We start from the raw sequence: 17,837 nt of genomic DNA on the forward strand, positions 1-17,837 counted from the left end.
CCCTTCGGGGCCCGGTTACTTGAGGAACGTCTTCCAGTCCGGCGACTGCGCCGGGTCCAGCGTGCGCAGCTTCGCCAGCACCTTGGGGTCCTGGGCGTCCAGCCAGTCGGCCACCTGCCGGAAGGACACGCAGCGCACCCCGTCCCGGCGGCACACGCTCTCCATGACGTCCTCCATGGCCTTCATGTAGATGCCGCCGTTCCAGGTCTCGAAGTGGTTGCCCATGAACAGCGGTGCGCGGCTGCCGTTGTAGACGCGCTCGAAGCCGTTGAGATAGCCGTCGCGGGTCGTCTTCTCCCACTCGGCGTACTTCGCGGGATCGCCCTTGGTGTTGTCGCCGGACTGGTTGTAGAGGAAGTTGAAGTCCATGGAGAGGACCTGGCGGTTGCTCTTCGGATAGGGCAGCAACTGCAGCGGGAAGTTCCAGACGCCGTCGATCTTCGACGGCCATATCTGGAAGTCGCCGGGGGAACTGGCGTCGTAGCGCCAGCCGAGCGACTTCTCCACGGGTATCAGCGCCTTCTGCCCCTCCAGGCACGGTGCGCGGCCGCCGACCAGCTCCTTCTTGTAGTCGAAGGGCAGCGGGTCGACGTCCTTGAAGCCGGTGTTCGTCTTCCAGTTCTCGACGAAGGAATAGGCCTGGTCGATCTCCTTGCGCCACTCGTCGGACGTCCAGTCGACGCCGCCGCCCTTGCCGCAGAAATGGCCGTTGAAATGCGTGCCGATCTCGTTGCCGTCGAGCCAGGCGCCGCGCAGCTGCTCCAGGGTGTCCTTGATGTGCGCGTCGGAGGTGAAGTCGATGTCCGCCGCGCCCTGTTTGTGCCGGGGCGGCTGGTAGAGGCTCCGTTTGGCGTTGGGCAGCAGGTAGATGCCGCTCAGGAAGTACGTCATCTGCGCGTTGTACTTCTTGCCGGCCTCGCGGAAGTGGGAGAAGAGCTTGTCGTCGTTCTCCAGGGCGCCGTCCCAGGAGAAGACGACGAACTGCGGGGGTTTTTCGCCCGGTTTGAGCTTTTCGGGCTTGGGCACGTGGGGCTGCGGCCCGGCGTAGGACGTCGAACCGTCCCCGAGCGCCTTGACCTTGCCGTCCCACGGCTCGTCCTGGCCGTCCTCCGGGCGGGCCTTGGCCTGCGCGGTGGCGGCGGCGTCGCCCTTGCGGTCCGGGCCGTCGGAGCCGCCCGCCAGCAGGCCGACCGTGAGGGCGGTGGCCAGGGCGACGGCGCCCACGGCCGTTGCCGCGTAGAGGGTCGTCTTCTTCGAGTATTTAGGCGACTTCGCCCTTTTCGCCCGCTTCCCCCTTGGCAACGTCGAACTCCCTGACGCCAGTACGGATGTTCCGCCGCCAGTATCACAGGCCTATGTGACAGTTCGGTCGCGAAGGTCCGGGTGGTCCGCGATCAGCCGGTGAACCCCGGGACCACCAGGCCGGATTCGTACGCGATCACCACCGCGTGGGTCCGGTTGTGCGCGCCGAGCTTGGTCAGCACGTTCCCGACGTGCGTCTTCACCGTCTCCAGGCCCACCCCGAACGACTCCGCGATATCCGGGTTCGACAGGCCGGTGGCCATCAGGCGCAGCACCTCCTCCTCCCGTCCCGTGAGCGCCGCCTGCGGCAGCGCCTCGGCGGAGTCCAGCGGGCGGGCGGCGACCATCCGGCGCAGGGCCGCCGGGAAGAGGATCGCCTCGCCCGCCGCGACCACCCGCACCGCCTCCGCGATCCTGGGGACCGGAAGCCGCTTGAGCACGAAGCCACTGGCCCCCGCGCCGAGCGCGGCGGTGACGTAGCCGTCGTTCTCGAAGGTGGTGATCACCACGACCTTCGGCGGCCCGGCCGGCCCGGCGAGGAGCTGCCGGGTGGCCTCGATGCCGTTGAGGCGCGGCATCCGCACGTCCATCAGGACCACGTCCGGCCGCAACCGCTGCGCCCGCTCGACCGCTTCGACGCCGTCGGCGGCCTCCCCGACCACCGCGATTCCCGCCTGGGCCGCGAGGAGCATGCGCAGACCGCTGCGGGTCACCGCGTCGTCGTCCGCGATGAGGAGGGTGACGGGAGCGGCGGCCGGGTCGGCGGGTGCACCCGCCTCCGGGCCGGTCATGCCGGCAAGCGCACGGGCAGCCGGACCGCGAGCCGCCAGTGCTCCGGACCGTCCGGACCGGCCTCGATCTCGCCGTGCAGCAGCCGCACGCGCTCGGCGAGTCCGGGCAGGCCGTGCCCGGACGTCGGGAAGGCATGCGGGTCCGCACCCGCGCCCGTTCTGGTGCCGATCCGGTTGACCACGCCGAGTTCCAGTCCGTGCGGCGAGGCCGCCACACGGACCCCGATCGGGCCGCCCGCCCCGTGCCGCAGCGCGTTGGTCAGGCCCTCCTGGAGGATCCGGTACGCCGCCCGGGAGAGGGTCCCCTGCGCCTGCGTCCACTCGCCGGAGAACTCCGGCTCCACCAGCGCGCCCGCGTGCCGCAGCCGGTCGAGCAGCTCGGGCAGGTCGGCCAGGGTCCGGGCCGGCGCCGCCTCCGTCCTCTCCTCCTCGCGCAGCGCGCCCAGCACGTAGTCCAGGTCTTCAAGGGCGGCCCGGGCCGACTCCTCGATGCTGCGCAGGACGGCCCGCGCCGCCGTCGGGTCGGCGGAGAGCACCTCGCCCGCCACCGCCGCCTGGATCGTGGTCGCCGTCAGCGTGTGCCCGATGGAGTCGTGCAACTCATGGGCCAGCCGGTTGCGTTCGGCCAGCCGCCGTTCCCGCTCGGCCGCCAGCGCGAGCCGCTCCGCCGGTGACGGCCCCAGCAGTCTCGGAGCGAGCCATCGCAGCGCCTTCGTCACCGCCACGCACAGAGCCGCCGCCAGCAGCAGGCAGCCGAGCGCCGCCACCCAGCGCGACCAGCCGCGCTCCGCCCGTACCGTCCAGCCGAAGAGGCTCAGCTCCGCCTCGGCACGGAGCCGACCCGCCGGGAGGGTCAGGCCCATGAGGGCCGACACACCGCTCATGAGTGCCCCCGCCCATCCCAGTGCCACGTGCAGCAACAGCCAGACAGGAGTCCGGAATCGATCGCCGCCGGACGAGCCGGCGCGCTGACCTACAGCCACGGGATCCGGCAGCGGCACCTTCAGCGTCCGGCGGGCGCACACGACCAGCACCCGCCGCGTGGTGCGGGCCAGCCCGACCGCGCCGATCAGCGCTGCCCAGACCACCAAGGTCACAACGACCCGCACTCCATAGGCAGCGGACTGCCACACCAGCGCCGGGAGCATCGCGAAGGGCAGCAGCGGAAGGCTCGCCACCGCGCCGCACCAGGCGAACAGCGCACCCGAATATGTGGAGCCGCGCAGGAACGGCCGGATTCCCCTGATCATGATCAGGCCAGTATGACCGGAGTGCCCACCGGCGGCCTCCCCCGACAGGGGGAGCACCTTCTCCCGCTTTCCCGTGATGTGCACCCAGGGCCCCGCGGGCCAGGATCGTCCCATCCACGTGACGGGAGAACCACTGATGAACGCGCAAGGGGCGCAAGGAACTCAAGAGACCAGGACGAACGGCCCGGCCGTGGCAGCCATGGTGCTGGGCATCACCGGCCTGCTCACCTCGGTCGTCTTCATCGGCGGCCCGCTCGGCGTGATCGGCCTGATCCTGGGCATCGCCGCCCTGACGACGGCCGAGCGGACCGGCGTCGGCCGGGGCATGGCCGTCACCGCCGTGGTGACGTCGTCCCTCGCGGTCGTGGTGTCCGGCCTGGTCGCCGTCTTCATGGTCTGGTACGCGAACAAGACGCAGGAGTGTTACCGGCCCGACAGCTTCCACCAGTACACGCAGTGCGTCCACCGGCACCTCTCCGGAAACTGACCCGTTGCTGATTCCCCCACGAATCCATAGGAGTCGACACATGCATGAACAGGCTTCGACCCCGCGGCGGGGCGGCCGTGGCAGAGCCGTGACGGCGGCGGTCGCGGTGACCGCGGGCGTGCTGGCCATGGGCCTCCTGACACCGCCCGCGGCGTCCGCTGCCGCCGCCGGTCCGGACACCGTTCAACAGGGCCTGAACACGCTGGTGCACGCCGACGGCCTGCCCGCCGCACTGGCGAGCGTCAAGGGCCGTGACGGCCGCACCCGTACCTACACCGCAGGGGTCGGCGACCTGGCCACCGGGGCGAAGGTCCCCGGGGACGGTCAGATACGCATCGGCAGCAACACCAAGTCGTTCACCGCGGTGGTCGTGCTGCAACTGGTCGGCGAAGGCAGGATCGACCTCGATGCCCCGGTCGACACCTACCTGCCGGGCCTGGTCCGCGGGGAGGGTATCGACGGACGCCACATCACCGTCCGTCAACTCCTCCAGCAGACCAGCGGGCTTCCCGATTACGCACGATCCGTCGGCGACGACATCCTTCAGGGCCGGTACCTCGACCCCCGCGACCTCCTGGACATCGCTCTGGAGCACAAGGCGGACTTCGCCCCCGGGGCGAAGTGGAAGTACAGCAACACGAATTACGTGGTGGCCGGCCTGATCGTCCAGAAGGTCACCGGCCGGTCCCTCGCCGAGGAGATCGACCGGCGCATCGTCCAACGCATCGGCCTGCGCCACACCTACTTCCCCGCCCCCGGAGACCGGACCGTCAAAGAACCCCACCCCCACGGCTACAACAGGGATTCAGCAGGCGCGCCGCTGCGCGACGTCACGGAGGTGGATCCCTCCGCGGCCTGGGCGGCAGGAGCGATGATCTCCACCAACTCCGATCTCAACCGGTTCTTCACCGCGCTCCTGGCCGGCCGCCTCCTTCCGGCGGCGCAGCTCGCGCAGATGCGCACCACCGTCCCCGCCGAACCGCTGGGCACGGGTGCCCGTTACGGACTGGGGCTCATCAGCAGGCCGTTGTCGTGCGGCGGCGTCTACTGGGGTCACGGCGGTGACATCCCGGGATACGAGACCCGGGGCGGAGTCACCGAGGACGGCCGTGCCGCCAATGTGGCGACGACCAGCATGCCGCCCAGCGGCGCAGCCGCAGAACGTGTTCAAGGCGTCGTGGACACGGCCCTGTGCCGCTGACCCGCCGGATACGCCCTAAGACCGTCGCAGGCGGGGGAGGGGGCAGATGAGACTGCCTCCTTCGACGGCTACGGTCGGCCCGGGCGCGATCTCGGTGAAGCCCGCGTCCCGCACCACCGGCAGCCCGCTCGCCACGAGCTCCGACCAGCGGGCCGCGTCCGCCGTCCGTACGGACAGGGCGAAGCCGTCCTCCTGCCAGGCCTTGCGGGCCGTGTCGTCCAGCGCCCACCACGCCAGTTGGGCACCGTGGCCGGCCTGGGCCATGGTCTTGCCCGCGGACATCTCCAGCTCCGGGTTCAGCCACAGCACCGGCCGCGCGGGGTCCGGTGCCGCCGGCGGCTCCGGGTCGTCCAGATGCGTGCCCGACACCTGGAGCTTGACCAGCTCCTTCGGCCAGCCGTCCAGGGGGACGGGCGGGAAGACCCGCACCTCGGCCGCGGCCCCGTGCACCGTGATGCCCGGCAGCGCCGACGCCTTGCGCCACTCCGCGCCGCGCGCACGGCGCACCACCTTGCGGATGCGGGCGTCCTCCCAGTCCCGTACGGCCTGCGCCCACTCGCCGTCCTCGCCGGTCGCGCGCGCGTCCGACAGCAGCGTCAGCACCGCCCGTGCCGCCGTCTCCAGCGCGTCCGTGCGGGCCGGGGGAGCGGTCTTCTCGATCCGCACCACCAGCGGTAGCACGAACTGCGGTGCGCCGTCGCGGGGATCGGGCGTGGCGGGAATCTCGTCGGGGGTGTCAGGGCTGGTCACACCCCCCACGCTACCGTGAGGCCATGAGGCTGATGGGGGTCGGTCGCCGCTACGGAACGGGCGGACCGTGGGTGCCGCGCGACGTCGATCTCGAAGTGCCGGCGGGCACGCTGCTGCGGGTCGAGGGGGCCAACGGCAGCGGCAAGTCCACGCTGCTGCGGCTGCTCGCGGGCATCGACGCCCCGAGCACCGGCCGCATCGTGGACCGCCCCCGCACCGCGTACGTCCCCGAGCGCTTCCCCTCCGCGCTGCCCTTCACCGCGCTCGGCTGGCTCACGCACATGGGCCGGGTCCACGGCCTGGGCCGCGCGGCCGCGGGCCGTGACTGGCTGGAACGGTTCGGCGCGGGCGGCCACGCCCGCACCCCGCTCTCCGAACTCTCCAGGGGCGCGGGGAACTGCGCGACCAGCCACATACGGCCCGCAGTTACCCCTGGCGCACGCTACTGGTGCCGCTCCACGAGCGGACCCGCATCGCGCGCCAGCGCGGTAAGCCGCGAAATCGCCCGGAAGTACTTCTTCCGGTACCCGCCCCGCAGCATCTCCTCGCTGAACAGCTCGTCGAACGGCCGCCCGGACGCCAGCACCGGCACCTCACGGTCGTACAGCCGGTCGGCAAGCACCACCAGCCGCAGCGCCGTCGACTGGTCGGGCACCGGCTCGACGCCGGTCAGGCACACCGCGCGGATCGAGTCGCACATGGCGCCGTAGCGGCTCGGGTGGACCCTGGAGAGGTGGGCGAGCAGAGAGGGGAAGTCGTCGAGCGAGGCACCCTCGGCCGCGTGCGCGACGCGCTTGACGGTCTCGTCGTCGTACGGGGCCGGGGCCTGCGGCAGGCCGCGGTGGCGGTAGTCCTCGCCGTCGATGCGCAGCGGGCGGAAGTGGGCGGAGAGGCCCTGGATCTCGCGCAGGAAGTCGGCCGCGGCGAACCGGCCTTCGCCGAGCTTGCCGGGCAGCGTGTTGGAGGTTGCGGCCAGGGCCACGCCCGACTCGACGAGCTTGCCCAGCAGGCTCGAGACGAGCACGGTGTCGCCCGGGTCGTCGAGCTCGAACTCGTCGATGCACAGCAGCTTGTGGCCGCTGAGCGTCTGAACGGTCTGCTGGAAGCCCAGCGCGCCGACGAGGTTGGTCAGCTCCACGAAGGTGCCGAACGCCTTCTGCGCCGGCTCGGCCGGGGTGGCGTGCCAGAGCGAGGCCAGCAGGTGGGTCTTGCCGACGCCGTAGCCGCCGTCGAGGTAGACGCCGCGCGGACCGGAGGGCGCGGCCGGCTTCGCCTCGCGCCGGAACCAGCGCTTGCGGCCGCCGCCGTGGCCCGCACCGCCGCCGAGCCCGGCCGCGAAACCGTCGAGGACGGTGACGGCATCGGTCTGGCTGGGCTGGTTCGGGTCGGGGATGTAGGTGTCGAACCGCACGGAGTCGAAGCGCGGCGGCGGCACCATCTCGGCGACCAGACGGTCGGCCGGTACGTGCGGGGCGCGCGAGGTCAGCGCCACCGGGGCGGCGGCGGACTCGCCTGTCGGACCGTTGACGGACCCGGAGGCATCGGCAGGTGATGCGGTGGAGGATGACACAGCTGTCCAGCGTAGCTGCTGTGGAAGCCGGGACGGCCACGTGATCAGCGACCCATGTCACACTGCGGCCTATGCGACGCCTGTTCCCCTCCCCGCTCAGCCCCGCCGACCTGAATGACCGCGCCTGGGAGCTCGACGAGCTCGCCGACTTCTACGCCTACCCCGACGCCCCGCCCGCGCAGGGCGGGGCCTGGCTGCGGGCCAACATGGTCTCGTCCCTGGACGGCGCCGCCCACCACGAGGGGCGCTCCCAGCCGCTCTCGTCGGACGCCGACATGCGGATCTTCGGCACTCTGCGCGGGCTCGCCGACGCCGTCGTGGTCGGCGCCGAGACCGTGCGGCAGGAGGGCTACCGGCCGGCGCGGGCCCGGGAGGCCTTCGCGGCGCGGCGCGCGGCGCTCGGGCAGGGCCCGGCGCCGGTGATCGCGGTGGTGAGCGCGGGGCTCGGCCTGGACTTCTCGCTCCCCCTGTTCACGTCCCCGCTGGTGCCGACGATCGTGCTCACGGGCGCGGAGGCCCCGGCCGACCGGGTGGCCGCGGCCCGGGCGGCGGGTGCCGAGGTGGTCGTGGCGGGCGAGGGGCGGGGCGTGGACCCCGCGCTGGTGCCGGGCGCGCTGGCGGAGCGGGGGCTGACCCGGCTGCTCACCGAGGGCGGCCCGCGGCTGCTGGGGCAGTTCGCCGCGGCGGGGGTGCTGGACGAGATGTGCCTGTCCCTGGCCCCGATGATGGCCGCGGGCAGCGCATCGCGGATCGCGGCCGGGCCGCCGCTGGAGGTGCCGGAACGGTTCGCTCTCGGTTCGATCCTGGAGGAGGACGGCTTCCTCTTCACCCGCTACACCAGGCACCGGAGGATCTGAAGGATGCGAAGGATCTGACAATCGGCGGAATTTACCGTTCCGCTTCGCGTCCGCTGGGCAGAATGGGGATCAGACGCGAGTCAGACGCTCCCCCGAGGGCACGGGATCAAAACAGGCGGGCTCGGGGGGAGCGCGCGCAGGATGGTTTCTGTTGGGCCCGGTGGCCCACGGAGAAGAAGGGCGCCCACCGTGTTCACGAGCGTATTGATGATCGAGCAGCCGCTGTCCGCCACCGACGTCGACTTTGTCACCACGCTGCACGAGGACGACATGTCCTTCGTGGTCCTCATGCGGCCCAGAGGCAACGAGGACCGGTTGCTGCGCGCCATCGACGACGTCGCCCTCGGCGAGCTGGAGCAGGCCGTCCACGAGGCCGACGAGCCCGAGGGCGACGAGGCGCTGCGGCCCGCCGCGGTGGCGCTGGAGCACTCGCTGCGCAGCCTGCGGGCGGCGGGCTGCGAGGCGGTGGGCCAGATCATCGACAACCACCCGCTCGACCTGCTGCGCTCGGTCGTCGAGCAGACCCATGCCGACGAGGTGATCGTGCTGACCGCTCCGCACCTGGTCGAGGAGTTCTTCCACCGCGACTGGGCGTCGCGGGCCCGGCACAAGGTGGGGGTGCCGGTGCTGAAGCTCTACGCTCACGCGGACGATGCCGAGGAGACGCAGGCCTGAGGTTGCGTGCGGGTCGTCGGTGGCTGGTCGCGCAGTTCCCCGCGCCCCTGACGGGGCGCCCCTTACGGGGCGACCAGCCGCCCGTCCGCCATCGTCAGGACCCGGTCCGCCCGCTCCAGCAGCCCGCGGTCATGGGTGACGAGCACCGTCGCCGTGCCGTGCCGCCGCGTCACCTCGGCCAGGAGGGCCACCACCTGTTCGCCCCGCTCGTGATCGAGCGCCGACGTCGGCTCGTCCACCAGCAGCACGGACGGCCCGGTGCACAGCGCGCGGGCGATGTTCACGCGCTGCCGCTCGCCCCCGGACAGCTGGTGCGGGCGGCGGCGCCGTTTGGCCGCGTCCAGCCCGACCGACTCCAGCAGTTCCTCGGCCCGCGCGCGGGCGGTCCGGACGCTGCCGCCGCGCAGGTGCTCGACCGCCAGCAGCTGCTCCACGGCCGTCAGCGACGGCAGCAGGTTCGCCTGCTGGAAGACGATGCCGACCTGCTCCCGCCGCAGCCGCGTCCGCTCCCGCTCGCCCAGGCCCGCCGTGTCCCGGCCGGCCACGACGACCCGGCCCGCGTCCGGGCGCAGCAGTGTGGCGGCCACCGCCAGCAGGCTGGACTTCCCCGAGCCGGACGGGCCCACGACGGCCACGAGCTCGCCGGGCGCCACGGCCAGCGAGACCGCGTCGAGCGCGGTGAGGGCGCGGTCGCCGTCGGGGTAGGTGAGGGTGACGCCCTCCAGGGCGAGGGCCGTGGCGGTGGCGGTCGTGGCGGTCATCGGGCGGCTCCCAGGGCGGTCAGCGGGTCGACGGAGGTGATGCGGCGCACGGCGAGCACGGACCCGGCCAGGCCCAGCAGCACCATCGCCGCCACCGGGACGGCCACCGTGGCCGCGCCCAGCTCGAAGGGCACGGCGGCGGAGGCGAACCAACCGCCCACGACTCCGGCCGTGCCGCCCAGCGCCGTCCCCGCGAGCAGCACGGCCAGCGCCTGGGCGAGGGCGTCGCGCACGAGGTAGCCGCTGCTCGCCCCGACCGCCTTCAGCACGGCGATGTCCGGGCGGCGCTGCACGGTCCACACCGTGAAGAACGCCCCCACCACGAGCGCGCTCACCACGAACAGGAAGCCCTGCACCATCTGCAGCGTGCCGTGCTCGGCGGCGTACCCGTCGATCCCGTCCAGGGCGTCGGCGAGCGGCACGGCCTCGGTGGTGCGGGCCGCCGTCCCCTCCGGGCTGCCGCCGCCGGTGACGGCGAGCGCGGTCGGCTGCTGCTGGTGGGAGATCTGCTGCCAGGCGGGGAGCGTGGTCCAGACGCTGGGCGCGTGGCCGTGGCTGCGGTCGGCGGTCAGCCCCGAGACGGTCAGCCGCTCGGTGCCGAGGGTGACGGTGTCGCCGATGCGCAGGCCGCTGTCACGGGCTACGCGCTCGCTCACGGCCACCGAGCCGTCGCCGGGCGCCGAGCCGCGCACCAGCGCCGGGCGCAGCTGCTCGGAGGTGCCGAACGCGCTCACCGACGTGGCCTTGCCGTGCGCCGTCAGCCGGGTCATCGCCACGCCCAGCGGTTCGGCCGACGTCACGCCGCGCGCGGTGCGCCAGGCGGCGGCCTGCGTGCCGTCCACCGCGCTGTTGGTGAACGACACCTCCGGCTCGGCCCCGGAGGGGGCGCCGAAGACGATCCGGTCCGCCGGCAGCCCCGCGACCGCGGACGTGGCCTCGCGGGCCAGGCCGCCGGTCAGCCCGTAGAGGAAGACCACGAGCGTGGTGATGAGTGCGACGACCGTCCCCATCAGGGCGAACCGCCCCCGGGCGAAACGGATGTCGCGGAGCGCGACGAACACGACGGGACCTTTCCAGGCTTCTTCGGCTTCTTCGGTGGAGATCTCCACCGTCGCGCGTGCGCGCTCCCGGCGGTATCGGGAAAGGGAGTGGCCCGGAAATCAACCGAAGGATTGACGGTCCCGGGGGAAAGAGCCCGCGCAGCGGGCCCGTACGCTCGATGGGGTGAGCAGAACCAGCCCCCCGCCCGTGCCCGCGGCCCCCGACGTGCCCTCGCTCCGGGTGGTCCGGCTCGCCGTGCACACCGCGTTCTACGCGCTGCTCGCCGTGGCCCTGGGGCCCGCCCTGCTCGGGGAGGAACCGGCCCTCGCCCTGCTGCCGGGCGCGGCGCTGGCCGCGGTGTACGGGGCCGGGGTCGTCCGGCACCGGGACCGTCCCGTGCCGTGGCTGCTCGCCGTCACCGCCCTGTGGCTGGTGCTGCTGGCAATGGACGCGCGCTCCAGCTACGTCGCCTTCCCGCTCTTCTTCCTCTACCTGCACGTCCTGCCGGTGCGCCGGTCGCACCCCGCGATCGCCGCGGCGACCGCGGCCGTCGTGGCCGCCCAGGCCGCGGCGCCCGGCGGCCTCACCGCGGCCAAGGTGATCGGCCCGGTGGCCGGCGCCGCGGTCGCGATCATGACCGGGTACGGGTACGCCGCGCTGTACCGCGAGAGCCAGAAGCGGCAGCGGCTGATCGACGACCTGGTGCGCACGCGCGACGAACTCGCCGCCGCCCAGCGCGAGGCGGGCCGCCTCGCCGAACGGCAGCGGCTCGCCCGCGAGATCCACGACACCCTCGCCCAGGGCCTGTCCAGCATCGTCCTGCTCGCCCGCGCCGCCGAGACGGCGCCCGGCGAGGCGGCCCGCGCCCGGGTCCGCGAGATCGGCCGCACCGCCGCGGACAACCTCGCCGAGGCCCGCCGCTTCGTCCAGGCCCTCACCCCGCCCGCCCTGGAGGACGCCCCGCTGCCGGAGGCGCTGCGCCGCACCACCGCGCGCACCGTGCCGGGTGCCGTCTTCCGCGTGGACGGCGACCCCTGCCCGCTGCCCGTGGAGACCGAGGTCGCCCTGCTCCGCCTGACCCAGGAGGCGCTGGCCAACGTCGCCCGCCACGCCCGCGCCGAGCATGCCGCGGTGACCCTGGCCTACCTGGACGGCCAGGTGGCCCTGGACGTGTACGACGACGGCGTGGGCTTCGTCCCCGGCGCGGTCCCGTCCGACGGCCGCCGCACGTTCGGCCTGCACGGCATGCACGAGCGCATCGCGGAGCTCGGTGGCACCTTCACCGTCGAGTCCGCCCCGGGCGAAGGCACGGTGGTCGCGGTGGTGGTGCCGGCGGGGATGCGCCCCGTGAGGGGCGCGGGGAACTGCGCGACCGACCCCCACCGGCCCGCGGCCGGCCGCCCGGCCGTCGGGCACGCCGCGTACGGGGCAAGCTCGTCGGAGGCCACGGCATGAGCGCAGTGGTCAGGGTCCTGCTCGTCGACGACCACCCCGTCGTCCGCCGCGGCCTGCGCGCCATGGTGGACGAGCTGCCCGACGTCGAGGCCGTCGGCGAGGCGGCCGACGGAGCCGAGGCGCTGCGACGGCTCGACGAACTCGACGCGGGCGCGCGGCCGGACGTCGTCCTCATGGATCTCCAGATGGGCGCCGGCATGCACGGCGTCGAGGCCACCCGGCGCATCACCGCCCTGCCCTCCCCGCCCGCCGTGCTGATCCTCACCACCTACAGCACCGACGCCGACATCCTCGCCGCCGTCGAGGCGGGCGCCACCGGGTACCTGCTCAAGGACGCGCCGCCCGAGGACGTCGCCGCCGCCGTGCACGCAGCGGCCCGCGGCGAGACCGTCCTCGCCCCGCCGGTCGCGGCCCGGCTGCTCGGCCGCGTCCGGGCGGGCGGCCGGCCCACCCTCTCGCCGCGGGAGACCGAGATCCTGGGGCTCCTGGCCGAGGGCCTGGCCAACCGGCAGATCTCCCGCCGTCTGTTCATCAGCGAGGCGACGGTCAAGACCCACCTCGTGCACATTTACGGAAAGCTCGGCGTGGACAGCCGCACGGCGGCGGTGACGGCCGGCCTGGCGGCCGGGTTGATCCGCCCCGTCTGACGGGTGCGAGAATCATGGCCGAACGACCACGAGCACAGGGAGCACCCCACATGGCACCGGCCGTCCCCACGACGATGGAACGACCGCACTTCATCGGCATCGGCGGAGCCGGCATGTCGGGCATCGCCAAGATCCTCGCCCGGCGCGGCGCGGCCGTCGCGGGCAGCGACGCCAAGGAGTCGGCGACGGCCGGGGCGCTGCGCGCCCTGGGCGCGACGGTGCACATCGGGCACGCCGCGGAGCACCTCGCCGAGGACGCCACCTGCGTGGTCGTCTCCAGCGCCATCCGCGCCGACAACCCCGAGCTGGCCGCCGCCGCCGAGCGCGGCATCCCCGTCGTGCACCGCTCGGACGCGCTGGCCCGCCTGATGGACGGCCTGCGCCCGATCGCCGTCGCCGGCACCCACGGCAAGACCACCACGACGTCCATGCTGGCCGTCTCCCTCGGCGCGCTGGACCTGGAGCCCTCGTACGCCATCGGCGGCGACCTGGCCGGCCCCGGCACCAACGCCGCGCACGGCAGCGGCGAGATCTTCGTCGCCGAGGCGGACGAGAGCGACCGCAGCTTCCACAAGTACGCGCCCGAGGTCGCGATCGTCCTCAACGTGGAGCTGGACCACCACGCCAACTACGCGTCGATGGAGGAGATCTACGAGTCCTTCGCGACGTTCGTCGGCCGCATCCGCCCCGGCGGCACGCTCGTCGTCGCCGCGGACCAGGACGGCGCCCGCGAGCTGACGCGGCGCATCGACCGCAAGGACATCGAGGTCGTCACCTACGGCGAGGCCGAGGACGCCGACGTCCGCGTCCTCAAGGTCACCCCGCGCGGCCTGACCAGCGAGGTCACCGTCGACCTCAAGGGCCGCACGCTCACCTTCGGCGTCTCCGTCCCCGGCCGCCACTACGCGCACAACGCCGTCGCCGCCCTCGCGGCCGGTGCCGCCCTCGGCGTCCCGGCGGACGATCTGGCCTCCGCCCTCGGCAAGTTCACCGGCGTGGGCCGCCGCCTGCAGCTCAAGGGCGAGGCGAACGGCGTCCAGGTGATCGACTCCTACGCCCACCACCCCACCGAGATGACCGCCGACCTGGAGGCCATCCGCGGCGCCGCGGCCGGCTCCCGCGTCCTGGTCGTCTTCCAGCCCCACCTCTTCAGCCGCACCCAGGAACTCGGCACCGAGATGGGCCAGGCGCTCGCCCTCGCCGACTCCTCCGTGGTCCTGGACATCTACCCGGCCCGCGAGGACCCGGTCCCCGGCGTCACCAGCGCCCTGATCATCGACGCCGCGCGCGCCGCGGGCGCCGACGTCCGCGCGGAGCACGAGAAGTCGGCTGTCGCCGAGGTGATCGCGGGAATGTCCCGCCCCGGCGATCTCGTTCTCACGATGGGCGCGGGCGACGTCACGGACCTCGGCCCGGAGATCCTGGCCCGCCTGGAGAGCTGAGAAGGGACACCGCCGACATGGCGTACGAGGTCGAGAAGCCGGACGAGCAGTGGCGCGCGGAGCTGACCCCGGCGGAGTACCAGGTGCTCCGCCGGGCCGGCACCGAGCCCGCATTCCGCGGCGAGTACACCGACACGAAGACGGCGGGCGTCTACTCCTGCCGCGCGTGCGGCGCCGAACTCTTCCGCTCCACCGAGAAGTTCGAGAGCCACTGCGGCTGGCCGAGCTTCTACGACCCGAAGGACTCGTCGGCCGTCGAACTCATCGAGGACCGCTCCCACGGCATGCTCCGCACCGAGGTGCGCTGCGCCCGCTGCGGCTCGCACCTGGGCCACGTCTTCGAGGGCGAGGGCTACCCGACGCCGACGGACCAGCGGTACTGCATCAACTCGATCTCACTGCGGCTGGAGCCGACGGAGGGGTGAGCGATCACCCCCGCTTCATCCCACCGAACGCCTTGCGCAGGTCGTCCACATTCAAGACCGGATTCACCTCGACCTCGGCCTCCAGGTCCAGGAAGAGCGTCTCCACGAGGCCCGGCAGCTCTGACGGGTCCTGCAGGTCGAAGACGAAGATGCCTGAGCGGCCTCCGTCGAGGGCGGTGAAGAAGGCCGCTTCGGGGCGGAGCTTGTCCAGTATCGTTTCGATGAGCTCCGGCAGGGTGCCGTTTCTGACCGCCTCGTTCGTGGCGCGCGTGTCCAGACGGGCTCTGAGGAGCGTACGCATGGCCCTCACTCCTTCGTGATCGCATCCCTTTCAGCGTCCGTCCCCTCGGGGCGGGGTGCAAGTCCGGTCAGCGCAGCACCGCGGCGGTCTCCGGCGGCAGCCGCAGCGTGCCGTCCGCGCCGGGCGGGTCGACGGGCCGCCACGAGGTGACGACCTCGCGTGCCGCCACGGTCGGCTCCGCCGGCCGGTCGCCGAGGTTGGCCACGACGTCGTAGGGGCCGCGCCGGAAATGGACGAGCGGGCGGGGGCCGGTCACCGAGAGGGCATCGTACTCCCAGTGCGGGTCGGTCAGTTCCGGCGTGCCGCGCCGCAGTGCGATCAACCGGCGGTACCAGGCGAGCAGTTCCGCGTGCGGACTGCGCTCCGGCTCGCTCCAGTCCAGGCAGGAACGGTCACGTGTGGCCGGGTCCTGGGGATCCGGGATCTCGTCCTCCGCCCACCCGTGGGCGGCGAACTCCCGCCGCCGCCCCTTGCGGACGGCTTCCGCCAGGGCCGGATCCGTGTGGTCGGTGAAGTACTGCCACGGCGTACGGGCACCCCACTCCTCGCCCATGAACAGCATCGGCGTGAAGGGGGCGCAGAGGACCAGCGTCGCCGCGCAGGCCAGCAGGCCGGGGGAGAGGCGGGCGGAGAGCCGGTCGCCGAGGGCGCGGTTGCCGATCTGGTCGTGGGTCTGGGAGTAGCCGAGCAGCCGGTGCGCGGGGGCGGTGCGGGTGTCGAGCGGGCGGCCGTGCAGGCGGCCGCGGAAGGACGAGTACGAACCGTCGTGGAAGAAGCCCCCGCGCAGCGTCTTGGCGAGCGCGTGCGCCGGGTCGGCGGCGAAGTCGGCGTAGTAGCCCCGGGATTCGCCGGTGAGGGCGGTGTGCAGGGCGTGGTGGAAGTCGTCGTTCCACTGGGCGTGCATGCCGTGGCCGCCGGAAGCGCGCGGCGCGGTGGTGACCGGGTCGTTGAGGTCGGACTCGGCGACGACGAAGAGGGGCCGGCCGAGGCGCCGGGCCAGGTCCTCCACGGCGGCCGACAGCTCGGCCAGGAAGTGCCGGGGCCGGGTGTCGGCGAGCGCGTGCACGGCGTCCAGGCGCAGCCCGTCGAGCCGGTAGTCGCGCAGCCACGCCAGGGCGCTGTTCACGAGGTACGCCCGGACCTCGCCCGAGCCGTGAGCGTCGAGGTTGACGGCAGCACCCCACGGCGTGTGGTGGGTCTCGGTGAAGTACGGCCCGAAGGAGGGCAGATGGTTGCCGGAGGGGCCGAGGTGGTTGTGCACGACGTCGAGCACGACGCCCAGCCCGTGCGCATGGGCGGCGTCCACGAACCGCACCAGCCCGTCCGGCCCGCCGTAGGGCTCGTGGACGGCCCACGGCGCCACGCCGTCGTACCCCCACCCGTGCGTGCCGGGGAAGGGGCACACCGGCATCAGCTCCACGTGCGTGATCCCCAACGCGGCGAGGTGCCCGAGCAGTTCGGCGGCGGAATCGAAGGTGCCGTCACGGGTGAACGTCCCGACGTGCAGCTCGTACAGCACCGCCCCGGTCAACGGCCGCCCGGCCCACCGCCCTTGCCGCCAGGCGAACCGCGAGACGTCCACCACGGCGCCGAGCCCGTCCGGCCCGTCGGGCAGCCGCCGCGACCGCGGGTCGGGGAGCACGGGACCGCCGTCCAGGGCGAATCCGTACCGGCTCCCGGCGGAGGCGGCCGCGGAACAGCACCACCAGCCGGCACGGACGGGATCGGGCTCCATGGCGTACGCGGCACCGTCGACGTGCAGGGTCACACGCCGCCGGGCCCTGGGCGCCCACACCTCGAACAGCACGACCGGCTCCCTCCGACGGCGACGGCGGTGCCGCTCATGGTGCCACTGTCGACGTGACTACGTGGGCGGGTCCGGCCGAGGACTTGGTCAGCGCCGGTCCCGGGACCCGTCCTGGAGCGCATCGACCACCGCATCGGCCATGGCCCGTTCGCCGTTGGCGTTGGGGTGGACGGGGAAGGCCGGGCGGACGGGCCGGGTGAAGAGGCCTTCGACGTAGCGGTCGGCGAACGGCCGGCAGGCGTCGTGGCCGGTGCTGACGGCGGTGGTGTCGACGTAGCGGGCGCCGTGCGTGTCCGCCTCGCGGTGCAGCATGGCGTCGAGGCTGTGCAAGGTGCGGCGCAGGTAGGGCTGGTCGCCGTCGGCGACGCGCAGGGACTGGCGGCAGCCCTCGGTGTCGTCGCCGATCACGACCGGGTAGCCGACGAGTGCGATGCGGGCGTGCGGGGCCCGATGGTGCACGGCTTTGAGGACGTCGCCGACCTTCGAGGCCGTGGCGTCGATACGCCGCTGGAGCTCGTCGGCACCGCTTTGCGTGTAGTACTGCTCACAGGGGTTGTCGCGGGGGACGGGCTTGTGCAACGCGGTCGAGCACTTGATGACGATCTCGCCGAAGCCGATGTCGTTGCCGCCGATGCCTATGGTGACCAGGCGTGTGTCCGGGCCGACGGCGTCGAGCTGCGCGATGTTGCCGGTGCCGGACTGCGGCTCCCACATGTCGTCCGTCGTGGCGCCGCCGCAGCTGACGTCGGTGAAGTCCGTGATGCCCAGTGCTGCCCGGGTCAGCGAAGGGTAGTTGGCGTCGGACCGGGCGCACTTGAGGTGGACCTGGCGGGGGATGAGGGGTCCGGAGGTGAAGGAATCGCCGAGAGCGACGTATTGCTCGCCGGCAGCGGAAGGGGTGGCGGACGCGGGGGTGACGACCCCCGCTCCCAGGGTCATGGCGGTGCCGAGTGCGGCGGCGAGGGCCCATCGGGTTCTGGCACGGTTCCGGCGTTGCATGTGCGCCTCCTGCGCTGAATCGGGAGTTCTTGTTCTTCGCGGTGCACGACAGTGGGGTGCAACGCAGGGAGGCGTC

The 17,837-nt window shown here is 73.1% G+C and carries 18 protein-coding genes and 1 pseudogene; 9 read left to right on the forward strand and 10 right to left on the reverse strand.

Annotation, left to right across the window (positions count from 1 at the left end; translation table 11 throughout):
• Nucleotides 1-15 precede the first annotated feature (15 nt).
• From ACLHRZ_RS10065 to ACLHRZ_RS10075, 3 genes are all read right to left on the reverse strand, one after another.
• The gene (locus ACLHRZ_RS10065; protein WP_490417960.1) at nt 16-1,302 is read right to left on the reverse strand and encodes a polysaccharide deacetylase family protein; all 1,287 of its coding nucleotides are present in this window, start codon (nt 1,300-1,302) and stop codon (nt 16-18) included.
• 92 nt (nt 1,303-1,394) lie between these two features.
• Entirely contained in the window at nt 1,395-2,093 is a 699-nt protein-coding gene (locus tag ACLHRZ_RS10070; RefSeq protein ID WP_490417961.1) for a response regulator transcription factor, read from the reverse strand.
• Nucleotides 2,090-3,343 (reverse strand): sensor histidine kinase, encoded by a 1,254-nt coding sequence (locus ACLHRZ_RS10075; protein ID WP_490417962.1) that lies wholly within the window; start codon nt 3,341-3,343, stop codon nt 2,090-2,092. The genes ACLHRZ_RS10070 and ACLHRZ_RS10075 overlap by 4 nt, the downstream gene beginning before the upstream one ends.
• Nucleotides 3,344-3,479: 136 nt before the next feature.
• On the opposite strand from ACLHRZ_RS10075, the gene ACLHRZ_RS10080 reads away from it, so the two are divergent.
• Together ACLHRZ_RS10080 and ACLHRZ_RS10085 are read left to right on the forward strand one after the other, a co-directional pair.
• On the forward strand, nt 3,480-3,830 hold the full coding sequence (locus ACLHRZ_RS10080) for a DUF4190 domain-containing protein (protein WP_490417963.1): 351 nt from the start codon (nt 3,480-3,482) through the stop codon (nt 3,828-3,830).
• Between the two features lie 40 nt (nt 3,831-3,870).
• Nucleotides 3,871-5,031, forward strand: coding sequence for a serine hydrolase domain-containing protein (locus ACLHRZ_RS10085; protein ID WP_490417964.1), 1,161 nt, complete (start codon nt 3,871-3,873; stop codon nt 5,029-5,031).
• A 15-nt stretch (nt 5,032-5,046) separates the two neighbouring features.
• On the opposite strand, the gene ACLHRZ_RS10090 is transcribed toward ACLHRZ_RS10085, so the two are convergent.
• A complete protein-coding gene (locus ACLHRZ_RS10090; RefSeq protein WP_490417965.1) occupies nt 5,047-5,781 on the reverse strand; it encodes a peptidyl-tRNA hydrolase in 735 nt (244 codons plus the stop codon).
• 23 nt (nt 5,782-5,804) lie between these two features.
• Between ACLHRZ_RS10090 and ACLHRZ_RS10095 the strand changes: the two are divergent.
• Nucleotides 5,805-6,170 (forward strand): annotated as a pseudogene (locus tag ACLHRZ_RS10095) (ATP-binding cassette domain-containing protein); the annotation flags it as partial.
• A 53-nt stretch (nt 6,171-6,223) separates the two neighbouring features.
• On the opposite strand, the gene zapE reads toward ACLHRZ_RS10095, so the two are convergent.
• A complete protein-coding gene (gene zapE / locus ACLHRZ_RS10100; RefSeq protein ID WP_490417966.1) occupies nt 6,224-7,351 on the reverse strand; it encodes a cell division protein ZapE in 1,128 nt (375 codons plus the stop codon).
• Between the two features lie 71 nt (nt 7,352-7,422).
• Here zapE and ACLHRZ_RS10105 point away from each other — a divergent pair, with 71 nt between their 5' ends.
• Together ACLHRZ_RS10105 and ACLHRZ_RS10110 are read left to right on the forward strand one after the other, a co-directional pair.
• Nucleotides 7,423-8,208: a pyrimidine reductase family protein gene (locus ACLHRZ_RS10105; RefSeq protein WP_490417967.1), complete on the forward strand. Its 786-nt coding sequence runs from the start codon at nt 7,423-7,425 to the stop codon at nt 8,206-8,208.
• 189 nt (nt 8,209-8,397) lie between these two features.
• Complete coding sequence (locus ACLHRZ_RS10110; RefSeq protein WP_490417968.1) at nt 8,398-8,883, forward strand: indole-3-glycerol phosphate synthase; 486 nt, start codon at nt 8,398-8,400, stop codon at nt 8,881-8,883.
• Between the two features lie 62 nt (nt 8,884-8,945).
• On the opposite strand, the gene ACLHRZ_RS10115 is transcribed toward ACLHRZ_RS10110, so the two are convergent.
• Together ACLHRZ_RS10115 and ACLHRZ_RS10120 are read right to left on the reverse strand one after the other, a co-directional pair.
• Nucleotides 8,946-9,644, reverse strand: a complete 699-nt coding sequence (locus ACLHRZ_RS10115) for an ABC transporter ATP-binding protein (RefSeq protein ID WP_490417969.1) — start codon at nt 9,642-9,644, stop codon at nt 8,946-8,948.
• On the reverse strand, nt 9,641-10,705 hold the full coding sequence (locus ACLHRZ_RS10120) for an ABC transporter permease (protein ID WP_490417970.1): 1,065 nt from the start codon (nt 10,703-10,705) through the stop codon (nt 9,641-9,643). Before ACLHRZ_RS10120 ends, ACLHRZ_RS10115 begins: the two co-directional genes overlap by 4 nt.
• Nucleotides 10,706-10,868: 163 nt before the next feature.
• Here ACLHRZ_RS10120 and ACLHRZ_RS10125 point away from each other — a divergent pair, with 163 nt between their 5' ends.
• The 4 genes from ACLHRZ_RS10125 to msrB are packed head-to-tail and all read left to right on the forward strand — an operon-like array spanning nt 10,869 to nt 14,654.
• The gene (locus ACLHRZ_RS10125; protein ID WP_490417971.1) at nt 10,869-12,140 is read left to right on the forward strand and encodes a sensor histidine kinase; all 1,272 of its coding nucleotides are present in this window, start codon (nt 10,869-10,871) and stop codon (nt 12,138-12,140) included.
• Complete coding sequence (locus tag ACLHRZ_RS10130) at nt 12,137-12,787, forward strand: response regulator (RefSeq protein ID WP_490417972.1); 651 nt, start codon at nt 12,137-12,139, stop codon at nt 12,785-12,787. Before ACLHRZ_RS10125 ends, ACLHRZ_RS10130 begins: the two co-directional genes overlap by 4 nt.
• Nucleotides 12,788-12,837: 50 nt before the next feature.
• Nucleotides 12,838-14,229, forward strand: a complete 1,392-nt coding sequence (gene murC, locus ACLHRZ_RS10135) for a UDP-N-acetylmuramate--L-alanine ligase (RefSeq protein WP_490417973.1) — start codon at nt 12,838-12,840, stop codon at nt 14,227-14,229.
• Between the two features lie 17 nt (nt 14,230-14,246).
• On the forward strand, nt 14,247-14,654 hold the full coding sequence (msrB, locus tag ACLHRZ_RS10140; protein WP_490417974.1) for a peptide-methionine (R)-S-oxide reductase MsrB: 408 nt from the start codon (nt 14,247-14,249) through the stop codon (nt 14,652-14,654).
• A 4-nt stretch (nt 14,655-14,658) separates the two neighbouring features.
• Here msrB and ACLHRZ_RS10145 read toward each other — a convergent pair whose 3' ends face one another.
• The 3 genes from ACLHRZ_RS10145 to ACLHRZ_RS10155 all read right to left on the reverse strand — a co-directional run bounded on the left by ACLHRZ_RS10145 (nt 14,659) and on the right by ACLHRZ_RS10155 (nt 17,761).
• A complete protein-coding gene (locus tag ACLHRZ_RS10145) occupies nt 14,659-14,955 on the reverse strand; it encodes a hypothetical protein (protein ID WP_490417975.1) in 297 nt (98 codons plus the stop codon).
• A 67-nt stretch (nt 14,956-15,022) separates the two neighbouring features.
• On the reverse strand, nt 15,023-16,762 hold the full coding sequence (gene treZ, locus ACLHRZ_RS10150; RefSeq protein WP_490417976.1) for a malto-oligosyltrehalose trehalohydrolase: 1,740 nt from the start codon (nt 16,760-16,762) through the stop codon (nt 15,023-15,025).
• A gap of 87 nt (nt 16,763-16,849) precedes the next feature.
• Nucleotides 16,850-17,761 (reverse strand): SGNH/GDSL hydrolase family protein, encoded by a 912-nt coding sequence (locus ACLHRZ_RS10155; protein ID WP_490417977.1) that lies wholly within the window; start codon nt 17,759-17,761, stop codon nt 16,850-16,852.
• Nucleotides 17,762-17,837: the final 76 nt, after the last annotated feature.

The organism is Streptomyces sp. AM25, from assembly GCF_058146165.1.